Origin of the sequence: Paenibacillus sp. NPDC058898, from assembly GCF_049316025.1 — a bacterium.
In the GTDB taxonomy this organism is placed as follows: Bacteria; Bacillota; Bacilli; order Paenibacillales; family Paenibacillaceae; genus Paenibacillus_AQ.
This window is the reverse complement of the sequence record NZ_JBMOSM010000009.1, coordinates 265606-280875: the sequence shown is the minus strand read 5'-3', so window position 1 is coordinate 280875 and position 15270 is coordinate 265606. Positions and strand designations below refer to the sequence as shown.

Sequence of the window (15270 nt, the reverse complement as noted above, 5' to 3'; positions counted from 1 at the left end):
CGTTTGGTGGCGATGGCGGAAGGGTTCCACGCGTTCCCATACCGAACACGACCGTTAAGCCTTCCAGCGCCGATGGTACTTGGACCGAAGGGTCCTGGGAGAGTAGGACGTCGCCAAGCGGTACATATTCCCTGATAGCTCAGTTGGTAGAGCACTCGACTGTTAATCGAGTTGTCACAGGTTCGAGTCCTGTTCGGGGAGCCACTTGCTTCCATAGCTCAGTAGGTAGAGTGCATCCATGGTAAGGATGAGGTCACCGGTTCGATCCCGGTTGGAAGCTCCAGATTCGCTTTTGAATTGGACATGTATCATGAAATTGTGGCCCGTTGGTCAAGGGGTTAAGACACCTCCCTTTCACGGAGGTAACAGGGGTTCGAATCCCCTACGGGTCACCACTATATTTAAAGCATCAGGGGATGAGAATCCCGTGAGTTTATACGGAGGCTTAGCTCAGCTGGGAGAGCATCTGCCTTACAAGCAGAGGGTCGGGGGTTCGATCCCCTCAGCCTCCACCATTTCATGCATGATTCTAACGAGAATCGGCAAGATAAAAGTACTCATCGATTTTGGGGATTAGCCAAGCGGTAAGGCAACGGACTTTGACTCCGTCATGCATAGGTTCGAATCCTATATCCCCAGCCACTTCATCCTAAAAGTGAAGTTAAGCTTTGAAGGTGATTCCGAATACTTTTCGGAGGCCTGAAATGCGAGCCATTAGCTCAGTTGGTAGAGCACCTGACTTTTAATCAGGGTGTCGAAGGTTCGAGTCCTTCATGGCTCACCATTGTTTCATCTTGTGCGCGTGTGGCGGAATTGGCAGACGCACTAGACTTAGGATCTAGCGTCTTTGACGTGGGGGTTCAAGTCCCTCCACGCGCACCATTATTTGCGGACGTGGCTCAGCGGTAGAGCATCGCCTTGCCAAGGCGAGGGTCGCGGGTTCGATTCCCGTCGTCCGCTCCATTTGCGCCCTTAGCTCAGCTGGATAGAGCGTTTGACTACGAATCAAAAGGTCGGGAGTTCGAATCTCTCAGGGCGTGCCATTTTTCAAAAAAGATTAATATCGGGATGTAGCTCAGCTTGGTAGAGCACCTGGTTTGGGACCAGGGGGTCGCATGTTCAAATCGTGTCATCCCGATTTGTTTAAGAGTAGGGCTCCACAAAAGTAATCGGAATATGCTCCAAAGCATAGCGCCACTTTTGTGGGTTCATATGCGGGTGTAGTTCAATGGTAGAACTCCAGCCTTCCAAGCTGGTAGCGTGGGTTCGATTCCCATCACCCGCTCCATACATAAGCAGGACATCACCGTGTGTGATGTTTTTTTACATATTCATACGACTCTCCTGCGAAGTGTTAATGTGCTAAAGAACGTAGTTGGGTCAAGGTTTATAGGACTAATGTCCATGGTATATGGGTATATCAATATCATTAGTTTTGTCGATTTGGCTAATTTTTTCGCCTGGAAAATGCAGATTTTCATGCGCTTTTATTGTATGATGTTAGGAAGGCGTTACGTCCTATAGACAAACTGCTGAAACGGGTTGAGATGGGAGGAGTAGCATGACTGAACTTACAGTAACCGCAAAGAGCAATTCCAACAATCTGCTGCGGCGGGATGTACGGTTCCTTGGCAATATTCTTGGAGAAGTTCTGGTCCACCAAGGTGGCAATGAGCTTTTAGATATAGTTGAGAAAATTCGTGAAACGAGTAAATCGTTGCGATCCGTATTCCTGCCAGAATTGTTTGCAGATTTCAAAAGGATCATCAGCACATTGGAGCCCGACATTCGCCATCAGGTGATTCGCGCGTTTGCCATTTATTTTCAATTGGTTAATATCGCGGAACAGAATCATCGCATTCGTCGCAAACGCGATTACGAGCGTTCCGCCGGGGAGAGTGTTCAACCAGGTTCCATTGAAAGTGCGGTCCAGGATTTGAAAGAGCGCAATATTACGTTTGAAGAAGTTCAAGAAATTCTCGAAAGTCTATCCCTTGAGCTGGTAATGACAGCTCATCCAACAGAAGCGATGCGTCGGGCTATTCTGGATATTCATAAACGGATAGCGGACGATGTGATGCAACTGGACAACCCGACACTGACATTCCGCGAACGAGAGCAGCTTCGGGAGAAACTACTGAATGAAGTGATTACGCTGTGGCAAACCGACGAGCTTCGTGACCGTAAGCCGACGGTTCTTGATGAGGTTAGAAACGGTATGTATTATTTTCACGAGACCCTGTTTCACATTCTGCCAGAGGTTTATCAAGAACTGGAGCGCTGCCTAAGTAAATATTATCCGGGTCACCATTGGCACGTTCCAACCTATTTGCGTTTCGGTTCGTGGATCGGTGGCGATCGGGACGGAAATCCTTCAGTGACGGCGGACGTAACATGGAGAACGCTTGAAATGCAGCGGAAGCTAGCGATTCGTGAATACCAGCGGATTTTGCGTGAATTCATGAAATACCTCAGCTTCAGCTCATCGATCGTGAGCGTTTCGGATGAATTGCTTCAATCCATTGAAAAAGACCGCGAGCATGTAACACTGAAGAAGATGGAAATTTGGCACAATGAGAAAGAGCCTTATCGTGTAAAACTGGTATATATGTTAGCTAAAATGAGTCATATTCTTGATGAGAACATGACTGGTGGCGAGCGTTATCAGTCCCCTGAGGAATTTATCGAAGACTTGAATATCATTGATCGAAGCTTGCGTTTCCATTTTGCTGACTATGTTGCAGACACGTATATTCAAAAACTGATTCGTCAGGCGGAGTTGTTTGGTTTCCATACAGCAACGCTGGATATCAGACAGCATAGCCAAGAGCATGAAAATGCCATGGCCGAAATTCTTCGTAAAATGAACGTGACTCAGGATTATGCCCAATTAAGTGAAGATGAGAAGATCGAGCTGCTTAATAACTTGCTTAACGATCCTCGTCCGTTGACTACGCCTTATCAAGAGTACAGCGACAGCACCGAAGAATGCCTTGAAGTATACCGTACCGTATTCCGTGCGCAGCAGGAGTTCGGCGTGAAATGTATTTCAAGTTATTTGATCAGTATGTCCGAGGGCGCAAGCGACATTCTGGAAGTGATGGTATTTGCCAAAGAAGTCGGACTTTTCCGCAAGGACAATGACGGTTCTGTAATAGCTACTTTGCAGGCTGCGCCATTGTTTGAGACGATCGAGGACCTGCATGCCGCACCTGATATTATGCGTAAGCTCTTCAGCCTGCCGATCTACCGAGAAGCGGTTAGCGCCATGAATGAGCTTCAGGAAATTATGCTGGGTTACTCTGACAGCAATAAGGACGGCGGAGCCATTACAGCGAACTGGGAGCTCCAGGTAGCACTCAAAGATATTACGGCTGCAGCCAATGAGTATGGCATCAAGGTGAAATACTTCCATGGACGCGGCGGATCGCTTGGGCGCGGTGGTATGCCTCTGAACCGCAGCATTTTGGCTCAACCGGCATCAACCATTGCGGGTGGCATCAAAATCACGGAGCAAGGCGAAGTTATTTCTTCCCGTTACTCCTTGAAGGGAATCGCCTACCGCAGTTTGGACCAGGCGACTTCAGCACTTATAACGGCTTCTCTTAATGCCCGTTACCCTGAAAAAGAATTGACTGAAAAAGAATGGGAAGAGATTTCCTCGAGGATCTCGGCCGCTTCACAGAAAAAGTATCAGGATCTGATCTTCCGTGATCCGGATTTCCTGAGCTTCTTCAAGGAATCCACGCCGCTTCCTGAGGTGGGAGAGCTGAATATTGGCTCCCGACCATCCAAGCGTAAGAACAGTGACCGTTTTGAGGACCTCAGAGCCATCCCTTGGGTGTTTGCGTGGACTCAGAGCCGTTACCTGCTTCCTGCATGGTACGCGGCTGGTACGGGCTTGCAGAGCTTCTACCAGGGCAAGGAAGAGAATATGAAGGTGCTTCAGAAGATGTACACGAGCTATCCGTTCTTTACGTCGCTGATCGATACCCTTCAGATGGCTCTTGCCAAGGCTGATCTGATCATCGCCAAAGAGTATTCTCTGATGACGAAGGATGATCAAGCCCGCGAACGTATCTTCGGTCTGATTCAGGAAGAATTCAACCTGACGAAAGAGCTTGTTCTTAAGATTACGGGACAGCAGGATATTCTGGATAACCAGCCAGTCCTACAGGAATCGATTCGACTACGTAACCCTTACGTGGATCCGCTCAGTTATTTGCAAGTCCAACTGCTTAACGAGCTGCGCGAGCTGAGGGAGCAGGAGCAGGACGATCCGGATCTGCTTCGGGAAGTGTTGCTGACCATCAACGGTATTGCAGCAGGGCTTCGTAATACAGGTTGATCCTTGCAGGATAACAAAGCTGTTTGAAAGGGATAGTATAAGGCGAGGTTCCCTAAAGGAGCCTCGTTTTTTTCATCTATGAGCAGCATAACCTCTGATGATTAGAGTATCGGCTGCAACGTGATGGTCTTTGATAGGGAAAAGGGATTCTTTTTGAATTATTGTTGATTTTTAGAAACAGTTGAATTACGATTTGAATGATGCTTTTTTAGACGTTACCCATCAGACCATTCTGGGGGAATTATGGTGGACAATTTGGATGTAAGACTGGCGAAGCTGGCCCGAAAAGGGGACCAAAGAGCTTTTGCTGAAATCGTAGAACTTTATAAAGATAAGATTTTTCATTTGGCTTACCGGATGCTGAGTAACCGTCATGAGGCGGAGGATGTCGTACAAGAGACTTTTTTGCGTGTATATAAAAACCTTGATCGATACGACGAGAATCAGAAGTTCTCCACTTGGATATACCGAATTGGTACAAATCTTAGCATTGATCGGCTGCGCAAACGCAAGCCGTCTTTCTCGCTGGACGCCGACCTGAATGAAAGCGAAGGCATGGACGGCTACTCCCTGATCCCGAGCGATAACCGTACACCTGAGAGTGAAATGCTGCTATCCGAGACACAGCGCATCATTCATACGGCGATTGACGGACTTCCTGCCAAGTACAAGACAATCATGATTCTAAGGTACATCCAGGATTTATCCCTGCAGGAGATCAGCGAAATTTTGGACTTGCCTGTAACAACGATCAAAACGCGAGTACATCGTGGACGCGAATTTTTGCGTAAAAAATTAGAGTACAAATTGTGAGGGAAAACGCCTATCGCCGTTCTTTGAGGAAGAGAGACCGCGTTTAAGGGCGCTTTTTTCTTGCGATGCCAAAAAGTCAGTATCCGCATTTTTTTTCTGATTTTCTTTTAAAAAAGTTGAAACATCCCCGATTCCGGCACGTATGAACAATAAGCAAGTCTTATGCCCCTACGTGGGTATAGACCCAGCAAAGAGATTGAATGAAAGGATTGGCTCACAAATGGATTGCAAATTAGCCGTCTCTTTGATGCATGATTATCTGGATAATGACTTGTCCGACCCACAACAACTGGAATTGCAGAAGCATTTGCTGGATTGTGCTGACTGTCGGAATTACTTCGAGAAGCTGGAGCATACCGATATGCTTCTTTATTCCTTAACTCATCATGCGACCAAGCCATCCGATGATTTAACGGAACGTATAATGGGTATGCTGCCGCAGCCCAAGAGACAAAAGGCTTGGGTCAAATGGGTTAGGAATCATCCTGCGCTCACGGCTGCAGCTTTGTTTTTGGTTGTCATGCTCTTTAGCACAATCAGTTTCTGGAGTCAGGATACTCAGCTGGTTGTAAAGAGTGATGAATTCGAAAAGCTGGTGATTGAAGGAGATACCGTCATTATTCCTCCGGATCAAATCATCACGGGAGATATTACAGTCGAGAATGGAAAGACTAAGGTCTACGGTCAAGTGAATGGCAATGTGACCGTCATTGACGGAGAATTATTTCAGGCTTCCACCTCACATATAGCAGGTCAAGTGAAGGACATAGATCGGGCGATGGATTGGATATGGTACAAGATCTCCACTCTGTTTACAGATGCCGCTTACCGCTAGGTGAAACCTGAAGCCTACTGATAAAAGCGCCTCTTTTCAGTGAAAAGATGGCGCTTCTTTTGTTGATTTATGATCTTTTTCATGGAAAGCAGAGAGCGTCCGCTTGCATCGGAAAGATTAACGTTATAACCTAGAGAGTGTAGAGCACATACTACATATATGAGTCGCATGCGTTATTAAAAAGGAAGTTCAAAAAGTTCCCGTGTGATCAGAAGGAAAATGAAGAGCTGGTTCGGTAGTCGAATCGTTAAGCGTTCATTTTCGAGGAAACGGATTTTTTGGGCCCGCACTTAAAGGAAATGACGGGGGTTGCTGTATGGAGTATTTCACAGATATGACCTGGGGTGAAACCATTAAAGATATCATCGATATCCTTATCGTTACCTATATAATATACCAGATGATACTGCTCGTCCGCGGTACGCGGGCGGTCCAGCTCCTCAAAGGGATTTTGGTGCTGGTGGTTATCTGGGCGCTTAGCACCTGGTTTGATCTGTACACGCTAAAGTGGCTGATGAATCAGATTTTTACATTCGGGGTGTTGGCGGTCTTTATCATCTTCCAGCCGGAGCTCAGACGTGGTCTGGAGCAGCTCGGACGAGGTAAGCTGTTTGGGCGGACATCGGATATTGACGAGGAGACCAATAAGTTAATCAGCGAAACCATTAAGGCGGTTAATTATTTATCGCGGCGCAAAATAGGGGCTCTGATTGTCTTTGAGCGGACGACGGGACTGAATGAGTATGTAGAATCAGGAATTCCGATGAGATCAGTGATCAGCTCGGAATTGTTTATTAATATTTTTATACCGAACACACCGCTCCATGACGGAGCTGTCATTATTCAGAACGCTCAAATTGCAGCTGCCGGCTGTTATTTGCCGCTATCAGAGAACCCTTTTATCAGTAAGGAACTGGGAACAAGACACCGTGCCGCTATCGGAATCAGTGAGGTGGGGGATGCGATTTCAGTTGTCGTATCCGAGGAGACTGGGCAAGTATCGCTGGCCCTGAATGGACAAGTGGTTCGAGATATTAAGGAAGAGTCTCTCATTTCCAAATTGTATGAGGAGCTCAGGCCTGCCGCGTCCATCAAGGAGAAACGCACGTTCTTCTGGAAACGGAAGGGGGACGGCAGCAATGGATAAATGGATCAAGAACAACACGGCAAGCAAGCTCATTGCACTCGCTGTCAGTATTTTATTGTGGGCGATGGTTCATATGGACAGCGGAGCGCCTGCCCCGCCAACCACTTTTTATGATACCAAAGTCATTGCAGGCGTTAAGATTCAGACTTATGGATTTGATGACAGCGAATATGCGTTAACGGGTATTGATAAGGACCGCGTAAATCTCGAAGTTCGGGGAAAGAAATCCAATATCTCGCTTTTGACCGACGACTATAAGGTGAAGCTTGATTTGAGCAAAGTCAGAGAGCCGGGTACACACACACTTCCGCTAACCTACTCCATCCCGAGTGGCATAGAGATGGTATCGATGGAGCCATCTGCGGTTACGGTGACGGTTGAACCGAGAGTGTGGAAATCCGTGACGGTAAGTATTGGAACCAAAGGCGAGCCTGCTAAAGATTACCGTGCCGGAACACCCGTGCTGATTGACCCAAGGCAAGTCACGGTTACCCTGCCTGAATCGTCAATGGCGAATCTGGGGCAGGTCAAAGGTAATGTAGAGCTTGATGGTGCCAAAGAGAAGATTACGGAGAAACGAGTCAAACTTACAGCATATGATAAAGAAGGCAACGCCATGGAAGACGCTGTCATTGAGCCTGCTACAGTAGCAGCTGAAGTGCCGATTGAGCCTGCATTTGTCACCCTACCGCTGGAGCTTCAATACACGGGACGGCTGCCAGAAGGGTTTGTCCTATCCAAGGTGGAGCAGAAGGTAAAAGAAGTGAAGCTGTTTGGCAGTAAAGAGGCGCTGGCAGGAGCTGAGACCTATATCGAAGCTACGATCAATCTGGGAGAAGTTAGAAATTCGGGAACAACAGTGCTTACGGCCGACTTGACGCCGCCTGAAGGTTTTGAGAAAATCGAGCCGAGCTCTGTAACGGTGGATGTTACGGCTGTATCGCATGGTGAACGGTTGATTACAGGTATTCCGATAACGTTAAAAGGGGTTGCCTCCGGCCTGGATGCTGTTATTACGGATCCAAAGACGCAGACAATATCTTTAACGCTCACCGGAGCGCCTGACTTGCTTAATAGTCTGGAACCTACAGATATCGGAGCAGAAGCGAATGCAACTGGTATGAAAGCTGGCGTTCACGAAATTCCGCTGCAGATCACACTACCTAATTTTATTAGCCGTACGGATCAGGAACGTCCCGTTATTAAGGTAGAGCTCAAGGATAACTCCAAGCCGGTGACAACGGAGCCGGACAGCTCGAAGAATGAGGGAACGGACACAGACAAGCCTGTTTCACCAGGAACGGGATCCGGAACAGGAACAGGCACTGATCAGGGGGAGACTCCGGAAACGCCTCCTACTCATGAGGAAACGGATAACACCGGATCAGGAGAAAACCCATCACATCCGCCGGGAGACGGATCGAATGATGGAGCAACGGGATCAGAAACGTCCAATGATGGATAATAACGAAGAGTAGATAAAGGAGTATATAAAACATGGGGAAATATTTTGGTACAGATGGAGTAAGAGGAGTTGCGAATCAAGAACTGACAGCGGAAATGGCTTATAGCATCGGCCGCTGCGGCGGCTATGTGCTCACTGGCGATAAAGAGAAGCCAACCGTCATTATCGGTATGGATACCCGCGTATCGGGGGCTATGCTGGAGTCGGCTTTGGTTGCAGGCCTGCTGTCCATCGGTGCACACGTCATTCGTCTGGGTGTCGTAAGTACACCAGCGGTGGCGTACATCACAAGACTATTGAAGGCTGATGCGGGTGTTATGATCTCGGCTTCACATAACCCGGTACAAGATAACGGTATCAAGTTCTTCGGTGGAGACGGATTCAAGCTGTCGGATGAGACAGAGCTCAAGATTGAAGAGCTGATGGATGCGGAAACAGATAATCTGCCGCGACCAATCGGGGCTGATTTAGGTGAATTGTTGATTGATAACGAATCTAAATATAAATACCTGGAATATTTGAAAACGACGGTTGATAACCGGTTTGACGGTCTGAAAATCGTACTGGATTGCGCAAATGGCGCAGCTTATGAGCTGGCTCCGAAGCTTTTCCGTGAATTGGGTGCGGATGTGATCACCATCGGTGCTGAGCCGAATGGCCTGAATATCAATGATCACTGCGGATCGACTCATCCGGAGAAACTCGTTGAGGCTGTACTCCAGCATGGCGCTGACCTCGGTCTGGCTTTTGACGGAGATGCGGATCGCCTGATTGCGATTGACGCAAAAGGCGAGGAAGTGGACGGCGATTTCATTCTGTGCATTTGCGGTGATGCCATGAACCGTGCCGGCAAGTTGAAAGAAGGTACCATCGTTTCGACCGTTATGAGTAACATCGGTTTCTATAAAGCGTGTGACAGCTTGAAGCTGAAAACGGCCAAAACCGCAGTTGGCGACCGCTATGTCATGGAAGAAATGCGCCGTGGCGGATATAACCTGGGTGGAGAGCAATCGGGACATGTGATTTTCCTGGATCACAACACCACAGGGGATGGAATTCTCACAGGGATTCAATTGGTGGATACGTTGGTAGCTTCCGGCAAGGCACTGCATGAGCTGAAGAGCAGCATGCGCAAGTATCCGCAAGTGCTGGTTAATGTTCGTGTTGGCGATAAGAGCAAATACCAAGGCAATACCGTTATTGAGTCTGCGATTGCTGAAGTTGAAGGCATTCTGGGCGATAACGGACGTGTCCTTGTTCGCCCCTCGGGAACGGAATCCCTCATTCGCGTCATGGCGGAAGGCCCGGACAAAGAAGAGCTCGACCGTTATGTAACGCAGATTGCAGACGTGGTGAAACGGGAATTGGCGTAAGACTAAGGGTGTGTTTTTCAAGGAAAGCAGACTAATTTTTGTCAGGGCCAGTGAACTATGCGGATGCGGTTCACTGGCCTGCTGCTTTTCATGAAGCCAGCCGAATGAAAGCGCAATACCCCTTGTCCTGCCAGAAAAGAGGGTGGTTTACGGCATCGCTTGAGAAGATAGGTCATTCGATGTCATTCATGGGGTTAATTATACGCCGGGCTTGGATCTCCTAAGAAGCAGCCGAGTTGCCAAAGTGATAAGGCATGAATATAATAAAGGATGTCATTCAATAATAGAAAGCGAGGATTGTGAGGTTACTTCAAGCTTCATAAGCGCCAGAGCTTGTACCTGCGCGGGGATTGGTTATTGCTACGATAGGGATAACCAAACGGCAGAACGCAAGTTGACGAGGTAGAGGTGTTCGGATTATTCGGCGGGGACCTCTCGGTTATGCACCAACCGTAAGCGAATTACGGAAAAGGAATGGGCGACCGTTCTTACAACGTATCCGCAGGTGCTTACTAATTACAAAACATGAATGTGCGATTTAGAATGCGACAGCGCGGTGGAAGAAGAGTGCATTCATGTCTGTTCAACTGAGCAGCCTATATCATGCTGGATTTTTTGAACGTTGATAATTGAATAGATCATTCTTCTTTTCTGATACCGCACAGATGCTGCCGTGTTCTATTTCCGCCTACTATTATAGGGAAATCGAACGGAGGAATCATACTATGTGTGGTATTGTCGGATATATTGGAAATCAGAAAACGCAAGCGGTGTTGATCGAGGGATTGAGAAAGCTGGAGTATCGCGGATACGATTCAGCGGGGATTGCCGTCTTTACGAATGAAGGTCTGCGTGTGGCCAAGGCGCAAGGGCGTCTTGCCAATCTGGAGGAGAGACTGGAGTCTGCCCCACTTGTGGGAACTGCAGGCATCGGTCATACCCGCTGGGCTACGCATGGCCGGCCGTCGGACGTGAATTCGCATCCGCATACGGACGAAAGCCAGAAGTTCTCTGTTGTTCACAACGGGATCGTTGAGAACTATCTAGAGCTGAAGGAAGAGCTGATCAGCCAAGGACACCAATTTGCTTCGGAGACCGATACGGAAGTTATTTCCCATCTCATTGCCCGCGAATATGACGGAGATATCGTTAAGGCTGTGCAGAAGGCGATCTCTTACATGAGAGGCGCATTCGCCCTTGGCGTCTTGACTGAGTATGAGCCGGATCGATTGGTGGCTGTGCGTCAAGCAAGCCCGCTTATTATCGGTCTTGGCGAAGGAGAGAACTTCATCGGTTCTGATATTCCGGCTATTTTGAAATATACGCGAAACGTTTATATTCTCAACGATGGAGAGATGGCGCTGCTGACGGCAGATGCTGTCGAATTAATGACCATTGAGGGGAACTTTATTTCTCGGGAAATGATTCGTGTCGATTGGGATGCCGTTACAGCGGAAAAAGGCGGATTCGATCATTTCATGCTGAAGGAGATCCACGAGCAGCCTAAAGCATACCGCGATACGATGCTGGGCCGTGTGGATGAGAGCGGACGCAAAGTCGTTCTGCCTGAGCTGAAACTGACACATGAACAGATTAAGAACATTCGCAATGTGCAGATTGTGGCCTGCGGTACGGCTTACCATGCCGGACTTGTGGGACGCAGCGTGATCGAAGAGATGGTACGCATACCGGTTGAAAATGACGTAGCATCCGAGTACCGTTACCGTTCGCCGATCGTTACACCCGAGACTCTTGTCATCGTTGTAAGCCAGTCCGGTGAGACAGCAGATACCCTGGCTGCGCTTCGTGAAGCACAGAGCCATGGCGCTCATGTCCTGGCCATCACGAATGTGGTGGGCAGCTCGATTGCCCGTGAAGCCAACGATGTGCTCGGCACCCTGGCTGGCCCAGAGATCGCCGTAGCATCCACGAAAGCCTATACTTCTCAGTTGATTGCATTCTATCTGTTTGGTCTGTACCTGGCTCAAGTACGAGGTACGATGACAGAAGAAGCTGTTGCTGAAGTGATTGCAGCGATGGAAGCACTGCCTGAACAGGTAGAGTCCATGCTGACCAACGCAGAATCGATCAAGGGATATGCCGAGCAAATTGCGGAGCATGAGAACCTGTTCTTCATCGGCCGTGGTCAAGACTACGCTGTAGCCCAGGAAGGCTCTCTTAAGCTGAAGGAGATCTCTTACATTCATTCCGAGGCCTACGCTGCCGGCGAACTGAAGCACGGTACGCTTGCCCTGATTGAAGAGGGAATCCCGGTCATTGCCTTGGCAACCCAGGAAGCAGTTCTGGAGAAAACGGTGAGCAACATCAAGGAAGTGAAGGCCCGCGGCGCCGAAGTAATGGCCATTACGCATGAAGAGCAAGTGGCCGGCCTGCTGAAATCCGTGGATCAAGCATTCGCGATTCCGAAAACCTTGCCGATCTTGACGGCAGCTTTGTCTGTCGTACCGCTGCAACTGCTTGCTTACTACGCATCGCTTGCCCGTGGCAACGATGTGGATAAGCCACGTAACCTGGCGAAGAGCGTGACGGTGGAGTAAGGCTGGCGGGGCAACTGGGCTCAGTGTCCTTTTAAAATAAAAGTGGGAAATGAACCGTTCCCCACAAAAGACCTGTCGGATATCCGGCAGGTCTTTTTGTGTGACTAAAAATAGATGTCATTTTTCATAAAGCTTGCAGCTGGTTTTTTCGGTATCTGAAGATAAATTTTGGGTGACGAGAAACGAATGTTTGTTCTATAATTAAGCAAGGATCATATACACTCTGAAAGAAGGTTTGTGGCATTGAATAATCGGAGACTAACCGCTTTTATAAGCTACAGCTGGGATGGAGAGGAACATGAGAAATGGGTTCATGACCTGGTCAATCGCTTGCGTTCTGATGGCAGCGGAATTGAAGCCAGTTTTGATAAATTTGAGCTTTATGATAAAACTGTAAATTTAAATCAAATGATGGTTAACGCAATAAAGGATAACGACTATGTGATTGTTGTTTTGACTGAGAATTATAGAAATCGAGCAGATAATTTTCAGGGAGGAGTAGGATTCGAAGCCGAGATTCTTTTGGCTGATTTAAAAAGAAATCGGGATAAAATCATCCTCGTTATGCGGCACAGCGGGGATTTCGATAGCGTCTTCCCTTCGTACTTTCGTGACTATTATGCAATTGATTTTTCTGATGACAAACACTTTGAAAAGAAATTTGATGAACTTGTGCACCGGATTTATCGTCACAATTCATATGAAAAGGCTCCACTGGGATCGATGCCAAGTTTTTTAGCTGCAAATTTGCAGCCATCATCCTTATTTGAAGAGCCAATACATCAACCGATCAAGAAAGAAACAAACATTTTTGAATCATTTTCAACTCTCGAAATACGAAAGTCGTTTACCGATTTGGATAAAGAGGAATTTATTCGGTCGAGTTATGATGAAATAATGGACCAATTTACTGCACTATTTGATCATGCTAAAACGCAGACACCTGGCTTCACGTATCAATTAGACGTAGAAAACGCGCGAAAACATATTTATAAGCTATATATTCACGGTCAACATAAAACTAGCTTGAAAATGCTGGCTGAGAGTGGTTTCAGCAACACCTATCCCACGATTATGTTCTCCATAGGAAACCATTCCGTGTTTAGTGAAAATTCGTTTAATGAGATGCTTAGAATAGAGGAAAAAAATAATCAACTGAATCTGAGAATTTTTGTGAGCTTTCGTTCCAAGGATACTTTTGTTAAACCAACTGAAGTTGTAAAACGAATTTGGGAAGATCATTTATTGCCTTATTTAAGAAATTAGTGTTGGGTGGGATTAAGATATGTATTTTAATACTTATGATGGCTTCATATCAAGATTGTCAGGGTTTAGGGGAGGTAGATATTATACTGATTTAATCACATCGATAATTCCACAAGGTAGCGAAGGCAGCTTTGTATCGTCTGAACGACATGATACGGAACCAATTCGTTTTATTATCGTAAATACTGAGAAATTTATAACCGGGAGTATTGACTGGCTAGGCGAAAAGAAGATAGAGGTATCCTTTACTTCATACAATAAAAAAGACATCACTTCGATCAACGTTTCGTTATCGAATCCAAATTCAATGCTTCACGAAAGTACTGAATTGAAGCAAATGCAAGTTAACATCAGCTTTCACAATGGCACTGAGCTGTCTTTAAATAAACAAGATTACTTCCCGGATGGAAGAGCTTTTTCAGAGACGGTAAAATTTTTGGTCAAATAAAAAAACTAAAGCCCTCGATATTTGAGGGCTTTAGTTTTTATTATGGCTTTAGCCAGTTGAGTGCGTGAAACGCACGAAACAAAAAACCACCCGCTATGAACTGCACCCCAATTGTTAGACACCATCTAACATTGGAGGTGCAGTTCATTGGACGGGTGGTCATGATTGGATTCATTGTACTGATTTCAATAAAAATCAGATTATAATCTTCCAAGATTTGATATAATAGCATGGACTAATTTATTTCTTGGTGAGAGGAATCAATATGGAAAACGATATACCTTCCCTTAAAGAGCAGCAGGAAATGATTGATATACTTATTGGAATGAATCTTCAGAACCATGATTGGCGGGGGCTCGCTCGTAATATCAATCAAAATCCTGAGGATGTATTTCCAGATGGGTCAACTAACCCCGATAAAGCAGATGCTATTGTATCAACTGCTGTTAGGTATGGGAAGAGTGCAGACCTATTTTCTGCAATGAGCCGGCTGCGTAGTGATACTCAAGACGTTAAGCAAGTTGGTATAAGCAAATTAGATAATCAAATCGCCATACAATTGGCTGGGTTATACTCGGAACTTTTAAGACAGCTTGATACTATCAACGACATTGATGAAGCTGATTTAGATCAACTCAGTGGTAACGTAGAGGATTTCACAGAATTTCATGAAAAGCTACGGGAAAAAGCTAAGTTCTCCCCAAGTGTACAGATACTTGCAGTTGATAGTAAAAACGATAATAGTGTATTGAAGAGAAAGGCAAAAAAACTTGGTACCGATGCTAACTTCAAGTTATTGAATAGAAAAATTCAAGTGTTTTATTCTAAACGTATTCTTGTCAAGTTTCCGCCAAATGAATATTCTGCAGATTTTAGATTCAATGAACTTGTAGAACAATTATTTAGCATTTTGCCAGAAGAATTTCAACAAAGAGATGATATTACGGATCAGATTTTTGGGGTGATTTTTGATGCCACTTTCCAATGTTTAATTTTTAATGAATGAGGGAAAAAAGA

Annotated in this window: 10 protein-coding genes, 11 tRNA genes and 1 rRNA gene; all 22 read left to right on the top strand. The window is 46.4% G+C overall.

Annotation, left to right across the window (positions count from 1 at the left end):
- Window positions 1-2: 2 nt before the first annotated feature.
- The 22 genes from rrf (at window position 3) to ACOZB4_RS23480 (ending at window position 15259) form a co-directional block, all read left to right on the top strand.
- Window positions 3-119, top strand: a 5S ribosomal RNA gene (rrf, locus tag ACOZB4_RS23585).
- A 9-nt stretch (window positions 120-128) separates the two neighbouring features.
- Window positions 129-204, top strand: a tRNA-Asn gene (locus ACOZB4_RS23580).
- A 3-nt stretch (window positions 205-207) separates the two neighbouring features.
- Window positions 208-283, top strand: a tRNA-Thr gene (locus ACOZB4_RS23575).
- 37 nt (window positions 284-320) lie between these two features.
- A tRNA-Glu gene (locus tag ACOZB4_RS23570) sits at window positions 321-395 on the top strand.
- A 44-nt stretch (window positions 396-439) separates the two neighbouring features.
- A tRNA-Val gene (locus ACOZB4_RS23565) sits at window positions 440-515 on the top strand.
- 52 nt (window positions 516-567) lie between these two features.
- A tRNA-Gln gene (locus ACOZB4_RS23560) sits at window positions 568-642 on the top strand.
- Between the two features lie 66 nt (window positions 643-708).
- A tRNA-Lys gene (locus ACOZB4_RS23555) sits at window positions 709-784 on the top strand.
- Between the two features lie 14 nt (window positions 785-798).
- Window positions 799-882 (top strand) — tRNA-Leu (locus ACOZB4_RS23550).
- A gap of 6 nt (window positions 883-888) precedes the next feature.
- A tRNA-Gly gene (locus tag ACOZB4_RS23545) sits at window positions 889-963 on the top strand.
- A 3-nt stretch (window positions 964-966) separates the two neighbouring features.
- A tRNA-Arg gene (locus ACOZB4_RS23540) sits at window positions 967-1043 on the top strand.
- Between the two features lie 21 nt (window positions 1044-1064).
- A tRNA-Pro gene (locus tag ACOZB4_RS23535) sits at window positions 1065-1138 on the top strand.
- Window positions 1139-1214: 76 nt separating this feature from the next.
- A tRNA-Gly gene (locus ACOZB4_RS23530) sits at window positions 1215-1288 on the top strand.
- A 273-nt stretch (window positions 1289-1561) separates the two neighbouring features.
- Window positions 1562-4348 carry a phosphoenolpyruvate carboxylase gene (gene ppc, locus ACOZB4_RS23525; protein WP_379406590.1) on the top strand — a complete coding sequence of 929 codons (2787 nt, stop codon included), beginning with the start codon at window positions 1562-1564 and terminating at the stop codon, window positions 4346-4348.
- Window positions 4349-4591: 243 nt separating this feature from the next.
- Entirely contained in the window at window positions 4592-5161 is a 570-nt protein-coding gene (sigW, locus tag ACOZB4_RS23520; RefSeq protein ID WP_076325274.1) for an RNA polymerase sigma factor SigW, read from the top strand.
- Between the two features lie 220 nt (window positions 5162-5381).
- Entirely contained in the window at window positions 5382-5996 is a 615-nt protein-coding gene (locus ACOZB4_RS23515; RefSeq protein WP_076325275.1) for a zf-HC2 domain-containing protein, read from the top strand.
- Between the two features lie 316 nt (window positions 5997-6312).
- Window positions 6313-7143 carry a diadenylate cyclase CdaA gene (gene cdaA / locus ACOZB4_RS23510; RefSeq protein ID WP_076325276.1) on the top strand — a complete coding sequence of 277 codons (831 nt, stop codon included), beginning with the start codon at window positions 6313-6315 and terminating at the stop codon, window positions 7141-7143.
- A complete protein-coding gene (locus ACOZB4_RS23505; RefSeq protein ID WP_379406591.1) occupies window positions 7136-8608 on the top strand; it encodes a CdaR family protein in 1473 nt (490 codons plus the stop codon). Before cdaA ends, ACOZB4_RS23505 begins: the two co-directional genes overlap by 8 nt.
- Before the next feature lie 32 nt (window positions 8609-8640).
- Window positions 8641-9981 (top strand): phosphoglucosamine mutase, encoded by a 1341-nt coding sequence (gene glmM, locus ACOZB4_RS23500; RefSeq protein WP_379406592.1) that lies wholly within the window; start codon window positions 8641-8643, stop codon window positions 9979-9981.
- 725 nt (window positions 9982-10706) lie between these two features.
- Entirely contained in the window at window positions 10707-12539 is a 1833-nt protein-coding gene (gene glmS, locus ACOZB4_RS23495; protein WP_379406594.1) for a glutamine--fructose-6-phosphate transaminase (isomerizing), read from the top strand.
- Window positions 12540-12782: 243 nt separating this feature from the next.
- Window positions 12783-13805, top strand: coding sequence for a toll/interleukin-1 receptor domain-containing protein (locus ACOZB4_RS23490; RefSeq protein WP_379406595.1), 1023 nt, complete (start codon window positions 12783-12785; stop codon window positions 13803-13805).
- Between the two features lie 19 nt (window positions 13806-13824).
- A complete protein-coding gene (locus ACOZB4_RS23485) occupies window positions 13825-14253 on the top strand; it encodes a hypothetical protein (RefSeq protein ID WP_215163113.1) in 429 nt (142 codons plus the stop codon).
- 265 nt (window positions 14254-14518) lie between these two features.
- Window positions 14519-15259, top strand: a complete 741-nt coding sequence (locus ACOZB4_RS23480) for a hypothetical protein (RefSeq protein ID WP_379406596.1) — start codon at window positions 14519-14521, stop codon at window positions 15257-15259.
- Window positions 15260-15270: the final 11 nt, after the last annotated feature.